The organism is Streptomyces sp. CNX435 (assembly GCF_059570575.1).
The window spans coordinates 403958-424914 of the sequence record NZ_JCANTA010000003.1 but is presented as its reverse complement, the minus strand read 5'-3'; the positions used below and the strand labels follow the sequence as shown (position 1 = coordinate 424914).

Sequence of the window (20957 nt, the reverse complement as noted above, 5' to 3'; positions counted from 1 at the left end):
TCACGCCACGCGAAGGGGAGGCGGAGATGGACCTGAGAACCGCACTGCTGCTGCCCGGCCAGGGCGCCTACCGGCCCGGCGCGTTCGCCGGACCGGTGAGCGCCCCGGTCGCCGACCTGCTGGACGTCGTCGACGCGGTCGCCGCCGAGTTCGGCCACGGCCCGGTCTCGCCGCTGCTCACCGACGCCGAGGCGGCCGACGGCCGGCGGCTGTCCGAGACCGACCCGTTCGCGCTCCAACTGGCGATCTACGCCGCCGCGCTCGTCCACGCCCGGGAGGTCGACCTGCGGGAGCCCGCCGACGTCGTACTCGGCCACAGCATGGGCGAGATGGCCGCCGCCGCCCACGCCGGCTGCTTCACCCCCGCCGACGGCGCCCGCATCGCCGCGCACCGCGCCCGCGCCCTGGAGCACACCGCCGCCGGCGCCGGCGGCATGCTCGCGCTCACGCTGCCGGCCCGCCGCGCCGCCGCGCTGCTCACTGCCGCGGAGCTGCCCGGCGCCCGGCTCGCCGTCGTCAACGCGCCGCGGCACGTCGTGGCCTCCGGCCCGGAGGACACCCTCGGCCGGCTCGCCGCGCTCGCCGACGTGCTCGGCGTACGGGCCGTCCGGCTCACCGCGCCGTACCCCTTCCACAACCCGCTGCTGGCCACCGCGCAGGCCGAGTTCGCGGCGGCGATCGAGGGCATCGCCGAGCCGCCGGCGCACCGCCGGCTGTACTCGCCGGCTCTCGGCGGGCTGGTCACGGAGGACACCGACGTCAAGGCGTCGCTGGTCGCGCAGCTCACCCGCCCCGTCGACTTCCTCGCCGCGCTGCGCGACCTGCAGACGTACGGGCTGGAGTCGGTGGTGGAGTGCGGGCGCGCCGGCCTCGGCGAGCTGGTGCGGCAGGCGGTGGGGTGCGGGGCGCAGACGGCGGAGCGGTGGCTCGCGGAGCGCACGGGGGAGCGGCCCACTGGCACGCCGAGCGCCGGGGCTGCCGCGGCAACGGCGGGACCGGCGGCGACGGCATCCGCGGTGCCCGCGGTGCCCGCGGCACCCGCGGCACCCGCGGTGACCATGGCACCCGCGGCGACGGCGGCACACATGGCGCCTTCGGCGACCGCGGCGACCGCGGCGACCGCCGTGCCGGCCCCGCCGGACGCCGGTGCGGCGGCGCCGGGCCCGGCGCTTGCGGCGCGGGCCGTGCCCGGGGCGCCGATGCCGGTGGCGGCCCCCACTCCCGCTCCCGTACCTGCAACGGCGCCCGTGGCGCCGGATCCTCCGGCGGCCGTACCCGGACCCGTACCCGCGACCGGGTCCGCTGCCCACGCCGCTGCCACGGATCCCGTACCCGCGTCCGCACCCGCGGCGCCCGCGGCAGGCGAACGCGTGCTCGCGACCCTCCAGCAGGTCTACGCCGACCGCCTCGGCTACCCCGTCGAGGCCATGGACCCCGACGCCGACCTCGAAGGCGACCTCGGCATCGACTCGCTCAAGCGCATGGAGGTGCTCAGCACGCTGATCGACCGCTTCGGCCTGCACCACGTCGCCGACGACACCCGCTTCGCCCTCCAGTCCACCCTGGGCGGCCTCGCCCGGCTCATCGACGAGACCGGCAGCACCACCACCACCGGCGTACGGACCGATGGCTGACGGCGCCGAGGGCGGCGCCCCCCGCCCGCTCCGCTACCGCGTCGAGGCCGGCGCGGCCGACCGCGCCGCCGCCGAGGCCGCCGCGGCGGCGCTGCGCGCGCAGGGCCTGGCCGCCGCCGTACACACCGCTGGGTCGCTCCCGTCGCTCCCGTCGCTCGCGGCGGCCCCCGGCGCCGACGACCCCGGGCACGCCGCCCGCGACGCGATCGTAGCCGTCGGCATGGGCCTCGCCGTGCCGGGCGCCGGCTCGCCCGACGACCTGTGGCACCTGCTGCGCGACCGCGAACCGCAGTTCAGCGAGCCCGGGGAGCGGATGGACATCGACGCGCTGTGGTCCGCGGACCCGGCCGCGCCGGACAAGACGTACACCCGCACCTCCGGCTTCATCCACGACCTGCGCCCCCACCCACGGCTGCGCGCCGAACTCGCCGCCGGCCGCGCGCCGCAGCGCGAGCCGAGCGGCCGGTGGCTGCGCCACAGCGTCCTCCAGGCGCTCGACGGGGTCCGGTCCGACGCCGGAACGCGCACCTTCGCCGCCGTCGGCATGACAGCCGACGGCGGCCACGCCGCCGAGCACAGCCTGCTCCGGCACGGTGCCCGGCTGCTGGCCGGTTCGGGCGCCGGCCGTGCGGCCGGCGCGGCGGCCGGTACGGGGGACGCGGGCGCCGATCCGCTGGCCGCGCTCTACCCGGCCGGCTCGCCCGACCTGGCCGACACCGCGCCGTACCGCGTCGTGCGCGAGGCGCTGGCCGGGCTCGCCGACCCGGTGGAGACCGTCGTCGTCGACACGGCCTGCTCCTCGTCCCTCTACAGCTTCGACTTCGGCATGCGCGCGCTGCGCGAGGGCCGCGCCGACCTCGCCCTGTGCGGCGGCACGTACGCCGTCAACGCCCAGACCATGGTGCTGTTCGCCAAGCTCGACGGGCTGGCCAGGGGCGACCGCGTGCGCTCGCTCGACCGCGGCGCCGACGGCGTGCTCTTCGCCGACGGCGCCGCCGTCGTGGCGCTCAAGACGTACGCGCGCGCCCTGGCGGACGGCGATCCGGTCCTCGGCTTCGTACGCGGCTTCGGCGGCTCGTCCGACGGACGCGGCAAGGCGGTGTACGCGCCGAACCCCGCCGGGCAGCGGATCGCCCTCGAACGGGCCTGGGCGGCGGCCGGCGTCACCCCGGACGACGTCGACTGGGTCGTCGCCCACGCCACCGGCACCGCCGCCGGCGACCAGGCGGAGCTGCAGGCGCTGGCCGCCGCCGCGCCGGGGAAGCGGTGGACGCTGACGTCGAACAAGTCCCTGATCGGGCACACGGGCTGGGCCGCCGGCGCGGTGAACGTCATCCACGCGCTGCTCGCGCTGCGCCACGAGGCGATCCCCGCCCAGCACCTCTACACCGAACCGGTCGCGGGCGCGGCCACCGTTCCGGTACGCACCCTGCCGTGGCGCCCCGCGCCGGGCGGCAGGGCCCGTACCGCCGGCGTCTCGGCGATGGGGTTCGGCGGCACCAACGCGCACCTGATCGTCAGCGACCGCCCGGCGCCGCCGCCTCCGGCGCCCGGCCCCGAGCCGGTGGTGGTCGTCGCGACCACCACCCTGGAGCCGGAGTCGGGCCCGGTCTTCGGCGCGGCGTTCCCGGCGCCGGCACCGCTGGAGGTGCGGCTGCCGCCGGCGGTGCTGGAGCGGCTGGACCGCAGCCAGCTGATGGCGCTACGGTGCGCGCTGGCGCTGCGCGACGCGTGGGGCGGGACGGATGCCGGACTCCTTGCCCGTACGGGGGTGTTCGTCGGGCACAGCGGCCAGGTGCGGCAGGCGCTGGTGTGCACGCTGCGCGCGTACCTGGACGACATCGCGGGGCGGGCGGGGGCGGAGGTCGACGTGGCCGCGCTGACCGCGGGCGTACGGGCGCTGGCGCCGGCGAGCAACAGCGACTCGCTGCCGGGCCTGATGCCCAACATCATCGCGTCCCGGGTGGCCCAACTCCTGGACCTGCACGGCCCGAACATGACGCTCGACGCCGGCCCGGACTCCTCCCACGCCGCCCTGGCGGCGGCCTGCCGCCACCTCGCGACGGGCGAGCTGGACGCGGCGGTGGTGATCGGCGCGACGGCGGCGGCGGAGCTGGTGGCACCGCCGCCGGGCGGGGTGACGACGGAGGCGGCGGCAGCGGCGGTGTTGATGCGCCGCGGCGAGGCGGAGGCCCGGGGGCTGCGGATACTGGGGGAGCTGGGTGTGGCGGAGCCGCCGGGGGCGGTGCCGGGCGCGGATGCCCCTCCGGGCGCGGTGGCGGCGGGAGCGCGGCCGGCGGACTTCGGGACGGACGTTCCCGGCGGTGCCGCCGTGGACGCAGGGGCACAGCCGGGAACGCTGCCCGCGGGGGAGGCTCGTCACGGCGCACGTGGCGGTGCCGCCGCGGACGCGGCGCCGTCGTCGCCGGAGGCCGCCGGCGGGGTCGGCGCGTGGCCGTATTTCCACGCCGCCGAAGGGCTCGTCGCCCTGCACCGCGCCGTCCGCGCCAACGACACGGCGGCGGAGCTGACCCCGGTGGCACCCGGTACCCCCGCGCTCACCTACGCGCCGGAGTCGCCCGAGGCCCCGGACCGGCTCGGCGAACTCCGCCCGCACGTGCTGCGCCTGAAGCGGCTGGACCGCCCCGCGGTACGCGCCCCGCTGCCCGCACTGCCGCCGGACACCCTGGTACTGACGAACGCGCCCGCGGGGCTGGCCGGTATCCCGCTGCCGCGCGGCTGCGTGGTCGCGGTCCCGCGCGCGGGGTGCGCGGAGGCCGCCCCGGACGTGCACGTACTCGACACCGCGGAGGAGCTGGCAGCCGTCCTGACGGGCCGCGGACTCCGCCACATACGCGTCCTCTTCGACACGACGCACGCCCCGCCGGACGCGGCGCTGACGCGCGCGTCCGAGCCTGCCTCGGGGCAGGCACGGCCGCCACTCGCGGGGAACGCCGACGCCGACGTCGCGCGCCCGTCTACGCCTGGCCGCGCGGACGGTGACGTCCGACCGCCGGCGGGCGCCGCAGGCGCACCCGCCGCCGGCGAGGCCGCCGCCCTCCCCACCGCCGCCCTGGAACTGCACGAGCTGGCGTTCACCGCCGCGCACCTGCTCGCCGACACCGTCGACGGCGGCGGGTCCTTCGCCGTGCTCGTCCTCGACCCCGGTGTGCCCGCGCCCGGCCCCGCCACCGGGCTCTTCACCGGGCTGGTACGCGCGCTCGCCGCCGACCTCCCCGGCGGGCTCGTCTACGCGGTCGTGGCCGACGCCGCCGACTTCGCCGACGGCCTCGAAGCGCTGGCCCGGGAGTCCGCCGTCGAGCGGCATCTGGCCGTCGCCCACCATCGCCGCGGCGTACGCGCCGAACCCGTGCTCGCCCCCGCCGGGGAACGCCCGCCGCCCGGGCCGCCGCTCCGGGCGCCCGTCGTCGTCGCCACCGGCGGCGGGCGCGGGATCACCGCCGAACTCGTCGACCAGGTCGCCGGGCTGACCCGCCCCGCCGCGATCTGGCTCCTCGGCTCCGGCCCCGCCCCCGACCCCGCAGCCCCCGCCCCCGCAGCCGCCGGTGACGCCCTCCCCGCCGACCGGCCCGCCGCCCTGCGGCGGTTGATGGCCGAGCATCCCGGTGCCAAGCTCGCCGAGCTGAACCGGCGCTACAACCGCGCCGTGCACGCCGCCGAGCGGGCCCGTACCCTCGGCCGGCTCGCCGCCCGCTACGGCGCCGACCGCGTGCACTACCGGCGGTGCGACGTGCTCGACCCGGCCGCGCTGCGGGCCGTGGCCGAAGAGATCGGCGCGGCCGGCGGCGCCGACGTCGTCGTGCACGGCGCCGGCGTCGAGCGGGCCACCGCGCTGCGCCGCAAGACGCCCGCGGAGTTCCGTGCCGTACGGGACGTCAAGGTCCGCGGCTGGCTCAACCTCCGTACCGCCTTCGCCGCCCACGACCCCGCCCTCTGGCTGGCGATCAGCTCGGTCACCACCGTCGTGGCCCGCCCCGGCGAGGCCGACTACATCTCCGCCAACGAGTTCCTCACCCACGCCGCCGCCCACTCCCGCGCGGCCACCGGCGCCGACGTGCACGCCCTGGTCTCCGGCCTCTGGACCGAGAGCGGGATGGTGACGCACACCCAGGTCCAAGACGCGTACCTCGCCCGCGAGGACAACTTCACCCACCTCGACGACGCCCTCGGCCGCCGCTACTTCCGCACCGAGTTGCTGCACCGCCGCCGCGACCCGCTGACCTCCGTGTGGCTCGGCGAGACCGAATGGCGCATGCTCGGCGCCACGGCGCCGGAGCTGCGCGCCGCCGGCGAACGGCAGGCCGCCCCGGCCGGGGCGTTCGTCCGCGGTCCCGGCGCGCCCGCCGAAGGCGGCGGCACGGCCTGGGAGATACGGCTCGGCCTCGACGACCACGGGTACGTGCGCGACCACCGGGTCGACGAACGGCCCACGCTGCCCGGGACGTTCATCATGGAGATCGCCGCGGAGGCCGCCGCCGCGGCCGGGGCGGGGCGGCCGGTGGCGATCACGGACGCCGTGTTCGCGCGGTTCGTACGCGCGGCGGAGGAGCAGTGGCCGCGGCGGCTCGTGGTCACCGCGCGCGCGGAGCGGCCCGGCCGGGTCGGGGTGGTGATCGCCAGTCCGCCGCGAGGCCCCATCCCGGCGCAGGAGTACAGCCGGATGACGGTCCTCCTCGACGGTTCGTACGCGCCGCCGCCCGACCCCGAGGCCGTCGCGGGCCACCTGGTCGCCGCCCGCGACGCCTACGCCCTCCCCGGCTCCCCGGTCCGGCTCGGCGGGATCTTCGACTCGCTCCGCGAGCTGCGTACGGCCCCCGCCGGCGGCGCCGCCCGGCTGCACCTGCCGCCGCCCGGACAGCTCGGTCCGCTACGGGACTTCCTCCTCCCCGCGCTGGCCCTGGACAGCCTGCTCCGGGCGACCGCCGCCACCGCCGCCACCGCCGCCACCGGCGCCACCAGCGACACCGCCGCCACCGGCGACCCGCCGGTCCCGGTGCCGGTCCGCATCGACCGGCTCGACCTCTACGCCCCCGGCAACGACGCCGCGCTCGCCGAGGCCCCCGCGCCGGTGGACCTGCGCCACCGGACCGCGCCCGACGGGACCGTGGCCCGCTGCGAGGGGGTCGGCGACGGCGGCCGGGTGCTGTTCGCGGTCACCGGGCTCACGACCCGCGACAAGCGGGAGGCCGCCCGGCTCGCCGCCCGGCCCGCCGCCCCGGGGCGGCGAACCCCGGCCCCGGCGGAGCCGGTGCCCCCGCCCCGTACCGCCAGCACCGGAAGGAACGCCCGATGACCGCACTGTACGACGTCGCCGCCCACGTCGCGCCCGTGTCGGTGCCCATCGCCGACCTCGCCCCCCGCCTCGGCATCGGCGACCGCGACCTCGCCCTGTTCCACCGCTACTTCGGCCTCCGCGACGTCCGCATGTCACCCGGCGCCGGACTGCGCGAGATGACCGTGGCCGCCGGCCGCGAGCTGACCGCACTGAAGGGCAACGAGCACCGCGTCTCGTACGTCGTCAGCGCCCGCACCATCCCCATCGGCTCCCGCGCCTCGCGGAACCCGGTGCACGACGCCGCCGACGAACTCGGTCTCGGCCACGCCGCCGTGTTCACCGTCACCCAGCAGGCGTGCTCCTCCGGGCTCGCCGCCGTGGACCTGGCCGGGCGGCTCCTCGCCGAGGACGGCGACCCCGACGCGCTGGCGCTCGTCGTCGCGGGGGAGAAGGCCGACTGGCCCACCGCCCAGCTCATCCCCGGCACCACCGTGATGGGCGAGTCGTCGGCCGCCTGCCTGGTCTCCGCCGGCGGTGGCGGCGACGTGCTGCGCAGCTACGTCACCCGCACGTTCGGCGAGTACCACGACGTGAAGCTCCCGCCGCCGCGCGGCGAGGAGTTCGAGCGGCGCTACGCGGAGCGGCTGACGACCGTGATCCGCGATGCGGTGGCCGCGGCCGGGATCGGCATGGACGACCTGGCGTGGATCCTGCCGCACAACGTCAACCGCATCTCCTGGGCGAAGGCCGCGCAGCTGCTGGACTTCCCGCGCTCGCGCATCTGCCTCGACAACGTGGCCGTGCTCGGGCACTGCTTCGGCGCCGACTCCTTCATCAACTACGTGACCCTGCGCGACGCCGGCCGGCTGCGCCGGGGCGACTGCTACCTGATGGCCGCGGTGGGGCTCGGCGCCACCTTCGCGGCCGCGGTGTTCCGCCATTGACCGCGGGCGCACGGGCACACACAGCCGACGAACGCCAGAACGCCAGGAGAAGGGGGACGACATGACCGGCAACCCGCCGGCCGAGGACTTCATGAGCGGCGTCCGGCGCGCCTGCACCGGCGACCCGGGGACACCGCTCGTGCTGCTCGGCAACATCGAGGTCGAGCGCGACTGGGCGCGCGGCGAGCCCGGCGTGCCGGCCGTCGGGGACAACGCGCCCTCCGCGGTCGTCGCGCGCATGGACGAGTTCGCGCTGCTGCTCGGCGGCGCGGACGACCAGGTGATCCTCAAGTCCGCGCCCGACCCCGGCTATCTGGACTACCTGCGCGGCCTCGGACTCGACCTGCCGCACGTGCAGCTCACCGACCGCTGCCGGCCGGCCGTTCCCGTCACCGAGGAGGCGCTGGACTCGCCCGCACTGCTCGCCCGGCTGCGCGCGCTGGGCGACGCCCCGCTGCTGCCGCACGGGATCTCCGCCGCTGAGGAGGAGCTGTGCCGGCGGGCGGGGCTCGCCGCGGCGCTGCCGGCCGCGGCGCTCGCCAAGCGGGTCAACAGCAAGATCTACAGCCGCCGCGTCACCGCCGAGCTGGGCGTGCCGCTGGCCGAGGGCTGGGAGTGCGAGTCGGTCGCGGAGTTCGAGGCCGTCGTGGAGAAGGCGGCGGCCCGGATCGCGGACGGCGCCGTCGTCGGCGTGAAGGACGCGTACGGCGTCTCCGGCAAGGGCATCGTCGTCGCCGACCGCGCCCGGCGGCTGGAGCAGCTGGTACGGATGGTGCGGCGGCGCGCGGAACGTACCGGGGACGACCGGCTCGCCGTGGTCGTCGAGGTGTGGGCCGACAAGGCCGCCGACCTCAACTACCACCTCACCGTGGGCCGGGACGGCTCCGTGCGCTTCGACTTCGTCAAGGAGGCGCTGACCGCCGGCGGCGTCCACAAGGGCCACCGCTTCCCCGCCCGGCTCACCCCCGGGCAGCGCGCGGTCGTCGAGGACACCGCGCGGCTGATCGGCCGGCGGCTCGCCGCGGACGGCTACCACGGGCCCGTGGGCGTCGACGCCCTCGTACGGACCGACGGCTCGCTGCTGCCCGTGCTGGAGATCAACGCCCGCAACAACATGTCCACTTACCAGACCCGGCTGCAGGAGCGCTGCGTCCCGGCGGGCGCGGTCGTCGTCGCCCGGCAGTACGACGTGCGGCTGCCCGCCCCCGTCCCGTTCGACCGGCTCGCCGCCGCCCTCGGCCCGCTCCTGTTCGACCCCGCCGCCGGCGGCGGCGCGCTCCCCGACAACCACGCGACCGTGAACGCCGCCCTTGCCGCCCCTGGCGCACCTCCGGCCGCCCCGGCGGACGGCCGCTTCTACTTCATGCTCGTCGCCCCCGGCCAGGACGGGGCGGACGGCGTGGACGCCCTGGACGCCGAAGTGGCCGAGCGCCTGACCGAGTTCGGAGACGTACGATGACCGACGACACGCCCGCCACCCACTGCCAGGGCCTCGCGCTCACCGACCTGGCCGCCGAGTTCGGCACGCCGCTGTACCTCTACGACGGCGACCTGCTGCGCACGCAGTACGCGGGCCTGCGGGAGCGGCTGCACCCGGCGCTGCGCATCTTCTACTCCCTCAAGGCCAACCCCAACCTCGCCGTGACCCGCACCATGCGCGAGCTGGGCGCCGGTCTCGAACTGTCGTCGCTCGCCGAACTGGCCACCGCGCAGCGCGCCGGCGCCGCGGGGGAGGAGATGCTGTTCCTCGGCCCCGGCAAGAGCCGCGACGAGATCGCCGCCTGTCTCAAGGCCGGCGCCCGGCTCATCGCCGAGTCCCTGCCCGAGCTGGCCGTCATCGACGAGGAGGCCCGCCACCGCGGCGGCACCGCCGAGGTGCTGCTCCGCGTCAACCCGGCCTTCGCGCTGAAGGGCGGCGGGCTGACCATGGGCGGCAAGCCGCGGCAGTTCGGCATCGACGAGGAGACGCTCGCCGCCCTCGACCCCGCCGACCTGCGGCGGTACGGGAACGTACGGGTGACCGGCGTGCACGCGTACATGGGCACCCGGATACTCGCCGCCGCCGCGATCGTGGAGAACACCCGGCGCATCCTGGAACTGGCGGAACGGCTCGCCGGGCGGCTCGGGTTCGAGCTGGGCACGGTCGACGTCGGCGGTGGGCTCGGCGTGGCGTACCACGCGGCCGAGAGCGACCTCGACGTGGACGAGCTGACCGCGGGGATCAACGCCGCCGTCGCCGGCTTCCACGCCGCGCACCCGGACACCCGGCTGGTGATGGAGCTGGGCCGCTACCTCGCCGCGCCCGCCGGCACGTACCTGACCCGGGTCCGGTACATCAAGGAATCGCGCGGCGAGCGCTTCGCCGTCTGCGACGGCGGCACCAACCACCACATGGCCGCCGTCGGGATCGGCTCGCCCTTCCGCCGCAACTTCCCCATGTACCGCGTCGGCGGCGGCGGCCCCGCCGTCCCGTGGAACGTCACCGGGCCGCTGTGCACCCCCAACGACACCCTCGGCAAGGCCACGGACCTGCCCGCGGACCTCGCGCCCGGCGACCTCGTCGCCGTCACCCGCTCCGGCGCGTACGGGCCGAGCGCCTCGCCCGTGCTGTTCCTCAGCCACGGGCACCCCGCCGAGGTGCTGGTCCGCGACGGCCGCGCCCACCTTGTCCGGCGCCGCGACACCGTCGACGACCTGCTGGAGCGGCAGTCCGACATCCAGGCCGCGGCACCCGCGGCGTCCGTGGCACCCGCCGGCCCGGTCCCGTAGCCCCGCCCCCCGACCATCTCCCGACCGCACCACCGCACCGCACCGCACAGGAGGCAAGAGCATGACCACGCACGTCGACGAGGCCCGGTCCGACCTTCAGACCAAGGTGATCAAGTCGCTGGAGGCCGTGCTGCGCAAGGACCTCGGCGAGGCCACCGCGCAGACGAAGCTCTTCGAGGAACTGGGTCTGGACTCCACCAGCGTCCTCGAACTGCTCATGACGCTGGAGGACGACCACGGCATCGAGATCGACCCCGAGACCCTGGAGCCCGAGCACCTGGAGACGGTCGGCGCGGTGTGCGCGTTCATCGAGGTGTCCGCCGCCTCCGGTGCGGAGGGCTAGCCGATGGCCCGGCCCGTCAGACTGGAGCGGCTCGCCGCCGTCGGCCCGCCGCCGCCCGGCCACGGCGGCACCACCGCCGCGGACCTCGAGGAGTACGCCGACGACCTGGAGACGGTCTACGGCCCGCTGCCCGACCGCACCTGGCTGGAGCGCGGCGAGCGCGTCTCGTACGCGGACCTCGGCACGGCCGTCGCCGAGGCGCTCGGCGGCGCGAACAGCGGCGTGGACCTGCTGCTCACCGTCACCCCGGTCCCGGACTGCCAGGCCCGGGTGCTGCCCGGCTGCCAGCTGGCCGAGCTGCTGGGCGGCCGGCCGCAGGTCATCGGCGTCAACGACCAGGGCGCGGCGGGGGCGTTCACCGCGCTGCGCCTGGCGCGCGGCCGGATCGCGGGCGGCGAGGCCCGCCGGGCGGCGATCGTCGTGATGGAGCAGTCCACGTTGCCGCCGGAGCCCGGGTACGCGCTGCCGCCGGGCACCGGCGCGGCGGTGCTGGTCGTCGGGGCGGACTCCGGCGGGGGGCGCGGCGCGGACTCCGGCCCGGGCCCCGGCCGCCGCGCCGGTGCCGGTCTCGGGACCGGGCTCGGGACCGGGCTCAGGCTCGCGGAGCTGACGGTACGCCGGCTGCCGGCCGCGGACCGGCGCCCGGGGCAGCCGCGGCCGGGCGGCTGGCTGCGGCCGTGGTACGAGGCCGCCGTGCGGCACGCCGCCGACCCCGGCGCCGAACTCGCCGTCGCCGACCGGGACGACGCCCTGGGCTACGCCTGCCGGGTGCTGTTCACCCCGGTCGTGGCCGCGCCGCGGGCCCCGGCGGGGACGGCGCCCGCGCCGAGCGGCGCCGCGGACGGGCACGTACGCCGGTACGAAGAACCGCAGCCCGCCGCCGCCACCGTCGCCGAGCGGGCAGCGGCCCCGGCGCCCGCGCCGGCCGCCGGACCCGGCCGGCTCACCACCCCGTTCCCGCAGCAGACCGCACTGGAGGCGCGGACGTGACCGTACGCCCACCCCGGCCCCCCGCCCCGGCCCCCGCCGACCCGGCCTCCGGCGCACCGGCACCCGCCGGCCCGGCCCAGGGCGGCCCGGCACCCGCCGCCCCGGCACCCGCAGGCACCGCGCCCATCCACCCGGCGCCAGCCGACGCGGCCCCCGCAGGCCCCGCGCCCGCCCGCCCGGCACCCGCCGACCCGGCCCATGGCGGCCCGGAACCTGCGGGCGCGGCGTCCGCCGGCCACGTAACCGCAGGCCCGGCACTCGGCGGCCCGCCGCCCGCAGGCGCGGCATCCCCCGGCCCGCCGCCCGGCGAACTCGCGCCCGGCCCGGTGCTCGACACCGCGCTCGGGCTGCGCTGCCGCGCCCGTGCCAAGGCCGAAGGCCCCGCCCCCGCCCTCGCCGAACTCCGCGCCGGGCTCGGACCGGACGCCCGCGCCTGGGGGCCCGGCGGGCACGCCCTGCTGCCGCTGGCCGCCGCCGAGGCGCCCGGCGGCGCGCCGGTCCTCACCCTGGAGTTCGCCTCCGGCGACCTCGGGGTGTGGCGCGACGAGAGCCGCCGCGACGGCGCCACCGGGCCCTGGACCGCGGGGGTGCTGTGGATCCGGCTCGGCCTCACGGAGCACCTGCTGCGCACCGCGGCCGACTACCTGGCGGGCCGCCGGGTGGGCGGCGAGGTGCTGGCCGAGGTGTCGTCGGTACGCACCATGCTCGGCGAGGCCGCCGCGGACCTCGTGGAGGCCCGGCTGCTACTGGAACACGGCGCGGCCTGCGGCGGGTTCGGCGGCGAAGCGCAGGACGGTCCGGCCGCCGGGATCCGACCCGCGGACGCCGGCGGCACCGAGGCGTTCGCGCCCGCCGCGGCCGACGGCCCCGCGGAACCCGTCCACTTCATCCCGCCCGGCTCCGCCGCACTCGCGGCTGACGTGCTCGTCCGTGCGCAGCGCACCGCGCTGCGGCTGCTCGGCGCCTCCGGCTATCTCGACGACGGCCCCGGCCGGCTCGCCCGCGCCGTCGACCTGCTGGCCGACGTCCACCCCGTCACCGCCGACCCGGCGACCGGCCGCCACGCCATCGAGGTGAGCCCATGACCACCACCCCGACCCGCACCGCAGCACCGGCCACGCACCGGCCACCGGCGCCCCGCACGCCGCCCCCCGACCCCGCGCGCCTGCGCGCCGCCGTCGAGGAGTACGCGCGGGCCTTCCGTGCCACCGCGCTGGCCATGGACCGGCCCGGCGCCGATCCCAGGACCCTCAACCCCGTCGTCCACGACGCCTACTTCCCCGTCCTCCTCGGCCTGCCGCCCGCGTACAACCCCGACCCGCTGATCGTCGACGGCCGCCCCTGCCACCTGCACAGCTGCGTCGAGCGCGTCGTCGTCTACGAGCGCCTCGCCTGGGGCGACGCCGCGCTGATGGTCGCCGCCCCCGGCCCCTCCCTCTCCGGCGTGCTCACCGAGGAACTGGGCGACGACGACCAGAAGGAGCGCTACTACACCACCCTCGCCGCCCGCCCCACCTGGACGTTCTTCGCGCTCACCGAGCCGCACGCCGGCTCCGACGCCACCGCGCTGACCACCGCACTGACCGAGACCGGCGCCGACGGGCCCGGCTCGTACCGGCTGAGCGGCGTCAAGAAGTACATCGGCAACGCCGTCCGCGCCGACCTCGGGGTCGTCTTCGCCCGCATCAAGCCCGGCCCCGTCGGTGTCGTCGCCGTGCTCGTCGAGCCCACCCGGCCGGGGTTCACGGCCACCGCGCTGCCGACCACCGGGATGCGCGCCGTCGGGCTGAGCGAAGTCCGCCTCGACGACGTGCCCGTGGCCCGCTCCGACATCCTCGGCATGCACCTGTCCGCCACCCGCCGCGGCATCGTCGGCGCGATGCGCACCTTCAACCGAGCCCGCCCCGTCGTCGCCGCCATGGCCCTGGGCATCGCCCAGGCCGCCTGGGACTACGCGGCCACCCACCGCCGCGCCCTGCGCGCCGACGAGTCGTACGCCCTGGAAGGGCTGCGGCGGCGGCTGGCCGGCACTCGGCGGCTGGTGCTGGCCGCCGCCGAGCAGGCCGACCGCGACCCGGTCGACGGCACGGTCGCCTCGGCCGCCAAGTACCGGGCCGCCGAACTGGCGCTGGAGACCGCCGAGTACGCCCTCGGGCTCTTCGGGCCCGGCGCCCGGCTGGAGCACCCGCTGCTGGACAAGCTGCACCGGGACGCCCGGGCCTTCGAGTTCATGGAGGGCACCGGCACCATGCAGCGGCTCAACCTCGCCCTGGGCCACCGGAAAGGCAGGATCCTCGATGACTGACGTCAAGGAGCACGGCGACCCGGCCCCCGACCCGGCCCCGCACCCGGCCACCGATCCCGCCCCGGCTCCGCCCGACGACCTGCGCGTACGGCTGCGCGGGCTGGCCGTCCCCATCTGCCTCGGCGTCGTCACCGGCCTCGGCGCCCAGTTCGCCATCTCGGCGCTGCTGGGCAACATGGGCGGCGACGCGCTGTACATCCGGGCCCTGTTCATCCCCATCTCGTTCTTCTTCCTGGCGCTGGAGGAGGGCATCGAGATCAGCAGCCAGGTCGTCTCCGCCCGCCGCCGCGGCGCGGACGCCGGCGACGCCTCGCAGCCGCCGCTGGTACGCATCGGGGCCATCGCGCTCGGCTGCTTCGCCGTCGCCGCGGCGGTCATCGCTCTGGCCGCGCCGCAGATGGCCGACACGCTCGACGTGGACGCCGCGTCGCACGACGACTTCGTGCTCTTCGCCCGGCTGGTGGCCGCCTCCTTCCTGCTGGCCGTCCTCACCTCCGTGGTCGCGGGCACGCTGCGCGGCTGGGGCAGCGCGCGGTCGGCGTCGGTCATCACCATCGCCGTCGCCGCGATGCAGGTACTCGGCGTGTGGCTGCTCGGCTTCTACGCCGGCATGGGGGTCTTCGCCGTGCCGGCGTCCATCGCCGGCGCCTCGGTGGTGGGCCTCGCGTCGGGGCTGGTCCTGCTGGCGCGCACCGGGCTGCTGCGCCTCGGCGGGCCGGCGGAGCCGCTGCGGCAGACCGCGGCGATCCTGGTCACGGTCGGGGTGCCGGTGGCCGTGTCGTACCTCTTCATCGCCGGCATGAACTACACCTCGCTGTGGGTGCTGTCGGACTTCGGCCCGGACGCCGTCGCCGGCTACGGCGGCGCCCACGCCGTCCAGGTGCTCTCCCTGTCGCCCGCGATCGCGCTCGGCTCGGCCGTGGCCATCACCATGAACCAGTCCCTCGGCGCCGGCGAGAGCCACCTGCTGCGGCCCGTCCTGCGCGAGGGCGTGCGGTACGTGCTGGCGGTGTACGCGCTCCTGGCCGTCGCCGGCTTCGCACTGGCCGGGCCGCTCGGCAGGCTGATGAGCGACGACGCCGGCACCGCCGCGTTCACCGACGACTACCTGACGATCGTCGCGCCGAGCTGGCTGGCGTTCGGGCTGCTCAACATGGTGACGATGAGCCTGCAGCAGGTGCGCAACGGGCACATCACCATCGCCTCCGACATCGTCTACCTCGGTGCCGTCAACGTCGGGGGCGGCCTGCTCGCCCGCGCCGTGGACCACGCGGAGGCGTACTTCGTCGCCCTGGCCGTCGGCAACGTCGTCATCGGCGCGCTGCTGCTGGCCACGGCCTGGCGGCGCTTCGGCCGCGCGGCGGAGGCGGCCTAGGTGCCCGGGAACGCGGCCGGGGACGAGGGTGGCGGCGCGGTACGCGTCTGGGACGTCGACCTGTCCGGGGCCGCCGGCGCGGCCGGGGAGGCGGTGGCGGGCCCCGCCGCCGGGCTGCTCACCGACGCCGAACGGGCACGCGCGGCGCGGCTCGCCGACCCCGTACGCCGGACCGCGCTGCTCCGCTCGCACGCCGCCGCCCGGCGGCTGCTCGCCGACCATCTGCGGCTGCCGCCCCAGCGGATCGGCTGGACCCCCGGTCCGTACGGCAAGCCGGCGCTGACCGGCGCGGGCCGCGGCTGCGAGTGGAACCTGTCCCGCTCCGGGCTGCGCGCCCTCGTCGCCGTCGGCGGCACCGTGCCCGTCGGCGTCGACCTGCAGGCCGAACACCCGCACGGCGACCCGCTGGCGCTGGCCCGGCGGTTCTTCGCCCCGGCCGAGGCGGCGCAGCTCGCCGCGCTGCCCGCGGGGCGGGCCCGGACGTGCCGGCTGTGCCTGCTGCTGGCGCGCAAGGAGGCGTGGGCCAAGGCCGCCGGCGGCCGGCTGCTGGACTTCCTGCGCCGCGACGCCGGCGGCGACCCGGCGCCGTACGGAACGCCCCGCCGACTCGACGGCGTCGACTACGCCGTCGCCGACCTGACGATCGGACCGGGCTACGCCGCCGCGGTCGCCACCACCGGCCGCACACCCGGCCGCATCGACTACCGCAGCTGTGACTGGAGGGACCTGTGCATAGGGAACTGAGCGAGGTGGCGGGCCACACCGCCCGCGTGGTCACCGTCGGCATCGCCGGCGCGCCCGCGGGGGAGGGACCCGTGACCTGGGGCCAGTGGGCGATCCGGCGGGCCATGCTCGACACCGAGCCCGACGACCACGGCACCAACGTCAAGGTGGTGCTGCCCGTCGCCCCCGCCCTGCCGACGGCCCGCGCGGTCGAGGCCGTACGCGGGCTGCTCACCGTGTACGACTCGCTGCGTACCCGCATCCATGTGGGCGCGGGGGGCGCGATGCGCCAGGAGCTGGACGGCGACGGCACGTTCGACGTGTACCTCTTCGACGCCGCGGACGACTCGGCGGCGGCCGTGCTCGCGGACGCCGTCGAACGCCACTGGCGCGCCGTGCGGTTCGCGTACGACCGCGAGTGGCCGGTGCGCGCCGCGTTCGTACGCGTCGACGGAAAGGTCGTGCGGGCCGTGCTCGTGCTCGCGCACGTCGCCACCGACGCGATGGGCCTGACCCTGCTGTACCGCACCCTGGCCGAGCTGCTGCGCGGCGCCGATCCCGCGGCGCTGCGCGCCGCGAGCCGCGGCCACCAGCCGCTGGCGGAGGCCGCGTACCAGGCGTCGGAGAAGGGCCGCAAGCGGGACCGGGCGGCGCGGCGGCACTGGGTGGAGTCGCTGCGCGACGTCCCCGAGCGGCTGTTCACCCCCCGGCCGGGCGCGCGGCCGGCGTACCGGCAGGCGGTGCTCGCCTCGCCGAGCCTGCCGGGGGCGCTGCGCACGCTCGACGAGCGCTGGCGGATCAGCTCCTCGGCGATCCTGCTCGCCGCCGCGTCGGCGGTGGTGGCCCGGCATTCGCGGCACGACCGCGCCGTGTTCCAGGTGATGGTGAGCAACCGGTTCCAGCCCGCGCTGCGGGAGGCGGTGAGCACGGTGACGCTGGAGGGGCTGTTCACGCTCGACGCGGGGCTCGAACCCGACGCCGGGCCCGCGGCGTTCGAGGCGCTGGCCCGGCGCGCGGCGCAGGCGGCGATGAAGACGTACTACCACGCGTACTACGACAAGTCCGCGCTGCTGGACGACCTGCGCGGGCTGGACGAGCGGCGCGGCCGGCCGATGGACAGGACGTGCTGGTACAACGATCTGCGCGACATGATCACGGAGGCGCGGTCGGTGGACCGGCGGGAACACGCGGGCGTACGGCCAGAGAAGTCGGTCATCGAGTGGCAGACGCTCGGCCGGCAGTCGGAGACGTCGGTGGCCTGGCATGTCTACAGCAGCAGGCACTTCATGCCGGTGTCGCTGACCGTGGACACCGGTCTGATCGACGAGCCGGCCGCGGAGGCGATGCTGAGGGGGTTCGAGGCGCTGATCGTCGACGCGGCACGGGCGGCGCAGGCCGCGGAACCGGCGGCGGGGGACAGCGCGGGACGTTCCGCGGACGCGGGCGCCACGGGCCGTAGCCGGGCGGCGCTCGCATGACCCGGTCGCCCGTGCGGCTCAGCACCGTCGTCATGTGCCACCCCGCCCGCCTCGCCGGTGCCGAGCGGGTCGCCGCCGAGTGCGCCCCGCTGCCCGCCCGTATCGTCCGGGACCCCGACCCCGACGGCGTCCCCAGCCCGCTGCGCACCGCGAAGGTCGCGTGGGCGGCGATTGAACCCGGGGCCACCCACCACCTGGTGGTGCAGGATGACGTCCACCTCGACCGCGACTTCGCCCGGCACGTCACCGCGCTGCTCGAACGGCACCCGGACCGCGCCGTGTCGCTGGGCGTGCTGTGGGTGTCGCCGTACAACTCCTACCGGGTGCGGCAGGCGGCGGTCGGCGGCTACGCCGCGGTGCGGCTGGCGCCGTGGGAGTGGGTGCCGTCGCTGGGCCTGGCGCTGCCCGTCGACAGGGCCCGCGAACTCGCGGCGTTTCTCGCGGGGTTCCCCGACGTCACCCGCGACGACGACGAGCACATCGCGGTGTTCTGCGCCGAGCGCGGCATTCCCGTCGTGGCGCCGGTGCCGCACGTGCTCGACCACAGCACCGGGCCGTCCGTCGCGGGCAACGACCACCACGGCGTGCGCCTCGCCGTCGCCCCCGCGGACGGGCCCGTCGGCACCGCCCACTGGTCGGGCCCGGAGCTGGCCGACCCCGCACGCCACGGCGGCCTCGGCTACGCCGTCGAACTCGTCGCCTCCCGCTGCCACGTCCGGATCCGGCGCAGCGGCGCACAGGAGGCCGCCGAGCAGCCGTTCACCTGGCCGTGGCGGCCCTGGTCGGCGCTGCTCGGCGTGGCGCACGGGACCATCAGCGCCGCCGCCCGTGCGGCCGGACCGCCGCCGCGGGCGCTGCCCGCGGACGCGGCCGGCGAGGTGTGGGCCGCGGGCTACCTGCTCGGGGCGCTCACCCCGGACAGCGGGGACGAGCGCGGCGGGCACCTGCGCGTACGGGAGGACGCCCGCATGGCGGCGCTGCGGAGCTGGATCACCGCCGGACTGCGGCCCGACGACCGCGCGGAGCTGGGCGGGCAGGGGTGCGCGGCGGCGGCGGAGTGGGCCGCGCGTGCGGTCGCCGCCGGGCAGGAGTCCCGCGGTGCGGACGGGCCGCCGACGGCGTACGGAACGGGCGCACCGGCGCGGCACGAGAGCGTACCCGCGTCGTACGAGGGCGGGCCCGCGTCGTACGAGAAGGCGGACGGCGACGGCACCGCCCGACGTGCCGCCCTGGAACGCATGGCGCACCGTGAGGCCCGCCTCCTGCTGGGCCGCGCGCCCGAGGAACTGCCCGACATCCGGCTCAAGGTCGTGCCCTGCCCCGAGCATCCCGCCGCCGACCCGGCGCTGCCCACCCGCGACCTGCCGGTGCGCTGGCTCGGCGAGCACCTCAGCGAGGTGGCCGGCGACTCCACCCTCGTCGTCCTCGCCTGCGAACGCCTCGAACCCCGCCCGCTGGGCGGCCTCGCCGCGCTCATCGACGGCGGCTGGAAGGGCACCGTCGAGACCCGCGCCGCCACCGCCGCGCGGCTGCGCGTCGCCGGACTGCGCGGCGCGGCGCTGACGGCGGCGGTGGACGACGCCGAGCGCCGGTTCGAGTCCGGCGACGGCGCCACCGTCACCCTCCCCGCGGCCTGCCGCGGGGCGGGCGGCGAACCGCGCCAGCTCTGGCCGCACGACGACCCGGAGTTCTCCGCAGGCGACGACGTGTACGCGCGTCTGCGGCTGCGGTACGTACGCGAGATCGCGCTGTAGCCCGACGCGCGGCAACGAACGGACAGAAGGTGGTGCGGCCTTGGCCGAATCCCTGGGTAAGGCGGCCCGCGGCGGCCGGCTGCGGATGCTTGCCGTCGGGGCCCACCCCGACGACATCGAGCTGGGCGCGGGCGGCCTGGTCGCCAAGGCCCACGAACTGGGCCACCGGGTGGCGTTCCTGATCCTCACCGACGAGGGCGCGCACGGCCCGCGGCGGCGCCGCGAGGCGGTACGGGCCGCGGGGGCGCTGGGCGTCGCGCCCGGTGACGTGCACTTCGCGGGCTTCCCGGACGGCCGGTTGCGGGCCGACGGCCCCTCGGTCGGCCGGGTACGGCAGCTCATGCGGCGGCACGGCGTCCGCCCCGACGTGGTCGTCACGCACACCCAGGCGGACAGCCACAACGACCACGCCGAGGCCGGCCGCATCGCGCACGCGGCCTTCCGTGACACCGCGTACCTGCACTTCTCCATCCACATCTCCGCTGAGATCGACCGCTTCTCGCCGCGCGTCTTCATCCGCCTCACGCCCGAGCGGCTGCGCGCGAAGAGTCGCGCGCTGGCCTGCTACGGCTCGCAGACGCGCCGGATCGGGCGGCTGGAGCTGGCGAAGTACGAGGAGAAGCTGGGGCAGTCGGCCCGGCTGGGGCGGGCGGAGGGCTTCGAGGTCGCCGTGCAGTACGGCACGCCCGACGCGCTCCGCCGGACGGTGGGCATCAGCGACTCGGCGTTCCACCGGTTCTGGCAGCCGGTCGTCGCCGACGGCACGGTCACGCTGCTCTACGGCGTCCCGGACCGCCGGGACCATGACGCGCTGGTGCACCGGCACGCCGCGCAGGACCGGCTGCGCCGGGCGTTCATCGACTACTGGCCGCCGCCGTACCCGCTGCGCGAGCAGTTCGCCGACACCGACGAGGCGCAGACCGTCGCCGCGGCCGGCAGTGTCGTCACCACCTGCGGGCCCGAGGACAACCGGATCGCCGGCCGGCTGCGCGCCTCCGGACGACTGGCCTGGGTGGCGGAGACCGACGGTGCCGGCCGCGGCGGGCTGCGCGACCTGCGCACCGGCCGTCTCCTGCACGACGGCGCCCGCCGCCATCTCGGCTGCGTCGCCCGCATCGAGAGCCCGTTCCGGCGCGGCGCGTACGCCGTGGTCACCGGCGGCGCCACGGAACCGGCCACCCGGGCCGGCCTGGAGCTGCTGGCCGACCCCGGCCGCTGCCCCGGGCTGCTCGACGTCTTCGACCGGGAGCCCGTCGCGCACGTCGCGTACGCGGTGGACCCGGTGACCGGCGGGCTGACCCTCGTCGGAGTACGGCACGGCAGCGACACGTCACCCCTGTGAGGAG

14 protein-coding genes are annotated in these 20957 nt (G+C 77.2%); all 14 read left to right on the top strand.

Annotated features, from left to right (window positions below; genetic code table 11):
* Positions 1-26 precede the first annotated feature (26 nt).
* Positions 27-1634 carry an acyltransferase domain-containing protein gene (locus T328_RS08275; RefSeq protein WP_496495241.1) on the top strand — a complete coding sequence of 536 codons (1608 nt, stop codon included), beginning with the start codon at positions 27-29 and terminating at the stop codon, positions 1632-1634.
* Entirely contained in the window at positions 1627-6948 is a 5322-nt protein-coding gene (locus tag T328_RS08270; protein ID WP_496495240.1) for an SDR family NAD(P)-dependent oxidoreductase, read from the top strand. Before T328_RS08275 ends, T328_RS08270 begins: the two co-directional genes overlap by 8 nt.
* Positions 6945-7874, top strand: a complete 930-nt coding sequence (locus T328_RS08265) for a 3-oxoacyl-[acyl-carrier-protein] synthase III C-terminal domain-containing protein (protein ID WP_496495239.1) — start codon at positions 6945-6947, stop codon at positions 7872-7874. The genes T328_RS08270 and T328_RS08265 overlap by 4 nt, the downstream gene beginning before the upstream one ends.
* 61 nt (positions 7875-7935) lie before the next feature.
* On the top strand, positions 7936-9333 hold the full coding sequence (locus tag T328_RS08260; RefSeq protein ID WP_496495238.1) for a preATP grasp domain-containing protein: 1398 nt from the start codon (positions 7936-7938) through the stop codon (positions 9331-9333).
* A complete protein-coding gene (locus T328_RS08255) occupies positions 9330-10643 on the top strand; it encodes a type III PLP-dependent enzyme (RefSeq protein WP_496495237.1) in 1314 nt (437 codons plus the stop codon). The genes T328_RS08260 and T328_RS08255 overlap by 4 nt, the downstream gene beginning before the upstream one ends.
* 61 nt (positions 10644-10704) lie before the next feature.
* The gene (locus T328_RS08250) at positions 10705-10986 is read left to right on the top strand and encodes an acyl carrier protein (protein ID WP_496495236.1); all 282 of its coding nucleotides are present in this window, start codon (positions 10705-10707) and stop codon (positions 10984-10986) included.
* A gap of 3 nt (positions 10987-10989) precedes the next feature.
* Positions 10990-11976, top strand: a complete 987-nt coding sequence (locus T328_RS08245) for a hypothetical protein (protein ID WP_496495235.1) — start codon at positions 10990-10992, stop codon at positions 11974-11976.
* Entirely contained in the window at positions 11973-13061 is a 1089-nt protein-coding gene (locus T328_RS08240) for an acyl-CoA dehydrogenase family protein (protein WP_496495234.1), read from the top strand. Before T328_RS08245 ends, T328_RS08240 begins: the two co-directional genes overlap by 4 nt.
* Positions 13058-14281 (top strand): acyl-CoA dehydrogenase family protein, encoded by a 1224-nt coding sequence (locus T328_RS08235; protein WP_496495233.1) that lies wholly within the window; start codon positions 13058-13060, stop codon positions 14279-14281. Before T328_RS08240 ends, T328_RS08235 begins: the two co-directional genes overlap by 4 nt.
* Positions 14274-15656 (top strand): MATE family efflux transporter, encoded by a 1383-nt coding sequence (locus T328_RS08230; RefSeq protein ID WP_496495232.1) that lies wholly within the window; start codon positions 14274-14276, stop codon positions 15654-15656. Before T328_RS08235 ends, T328_RS08230 begins: the two co-directional genes overlap by 8 nt.
* Entirely contained in the window at positions 15657-16400 is a 744-nt protein-coding gene (locus tag T328_RS08225; protein ID WP_496495231.1) for a 4'-phosphopantetheinyl transferase family protein, read from the top strand.
* Positions 16385-17857 (top strand): condensation domain-containing protein, encoded by a 1473-nt coding sequence (locus T328_RS08220; RefSeq protein ID WP_496495230.1) that lies wholly within the window; start codon positions 16385-16387, stop codon positions 17855-17857. Before T328_RS08225 ends, T328_RS08220 begins: the two co-directional genes overlap by 16 nt.
* Positions 17854-19611, top strand: a complete 1758-nt coding sequence (locus T328_RS08215) for a hypothetical protein (RefSeq protein WP_496495229.1) — start codon at positions 17854-17856, stop codon at positions 19609-19611. Before T328_RS08220 ends, T328_RS08215 begins: the two co-directional genes overlap by 4 nt.
* A gap of 40 nt (positions 19612-19651) precedes the next feature.
* Positions 19652-20953, top strand: coding sequence for a PIG-L deacetylase family protein (locus T328_RS08210; RefSeq protein WP_496495228.1), 1302 nt, complete (start codon positions 19652-19654; stop codon positions 20951-20953).
* Positions 20954-20957: the final 4 nt, after the last annotated feature.

Bases quoted from the DNA above. Each gene is read 5' to 3' on its own strand.
- T328_RS08245 (WP_496495235.1), top strand. From the start codon at position 10,990: ATGGCCCGGCCCGTCAGACTGGAGCGGCTCGCCGCCGTCGGCCCGCCG.
- T328_RS08230 (WP_496495232.1), top strand. From the start codon at position 14,274: ATGACTGACGTCAAGGAGCACGGCGACCCGGCCCCCGACCCGGCCCCG.
- T328_RS08215 (WP_496495229.1), top strand. From the start codon at position 17,854: ATGACCCGGTCGCCCGTGCGGCTCAGCACCGTCGTCATGTGCCACCCC.
- T328_RS08235 (WP_496495233.1), top strand. From the start codon at position 13,058: ATGACCACCACCCCGACCCGCACCGCAGCACCGGCCACGCACCGGCCA.
- T328_RS08275 (WP_496495241.1), top strand. From the start codon at position 27: ATGGACCTGAGAACCGCACTGCTGCTGCCCGGCCAGGGCGCCTACCGG.
- T328_RS08265 (WP_496495239.1), top strand. From the start codon at position 6,945: ATGACCGCACTGTACGACGTCGCCGCCCACGTCGCGCCCGTGTCGGTG.
- T328_RS08250 (WP_496495236.1), top strand. From the start codon at position 10,705: ATGACCACGCACGTCGACGAGGCCCGGTCCGACCTTCAGACCAAGGTG.
- T328_RS08255 (WP_496495237.1), top strand. From the start codon at position 9,330: ATGACCGACGACACGCCCGCCACCCACTGCCAGGGCCTCGCGCTCACC.
- T328_RS08270 (WP_496495240.1), top strand. From the start codon at position 1,627: ATGGCTGACGGCGCCGAGGGCGGCGCCCCCCGCCCGCTCCGCTACCGC.
- T328_RS08260 (WP_496495238.1), top strand. From the start codon at position 7,936: ATGACCGGCAACCCGCCGGCCGAGGACTTCATGAGCGGCGTCCGGCGC.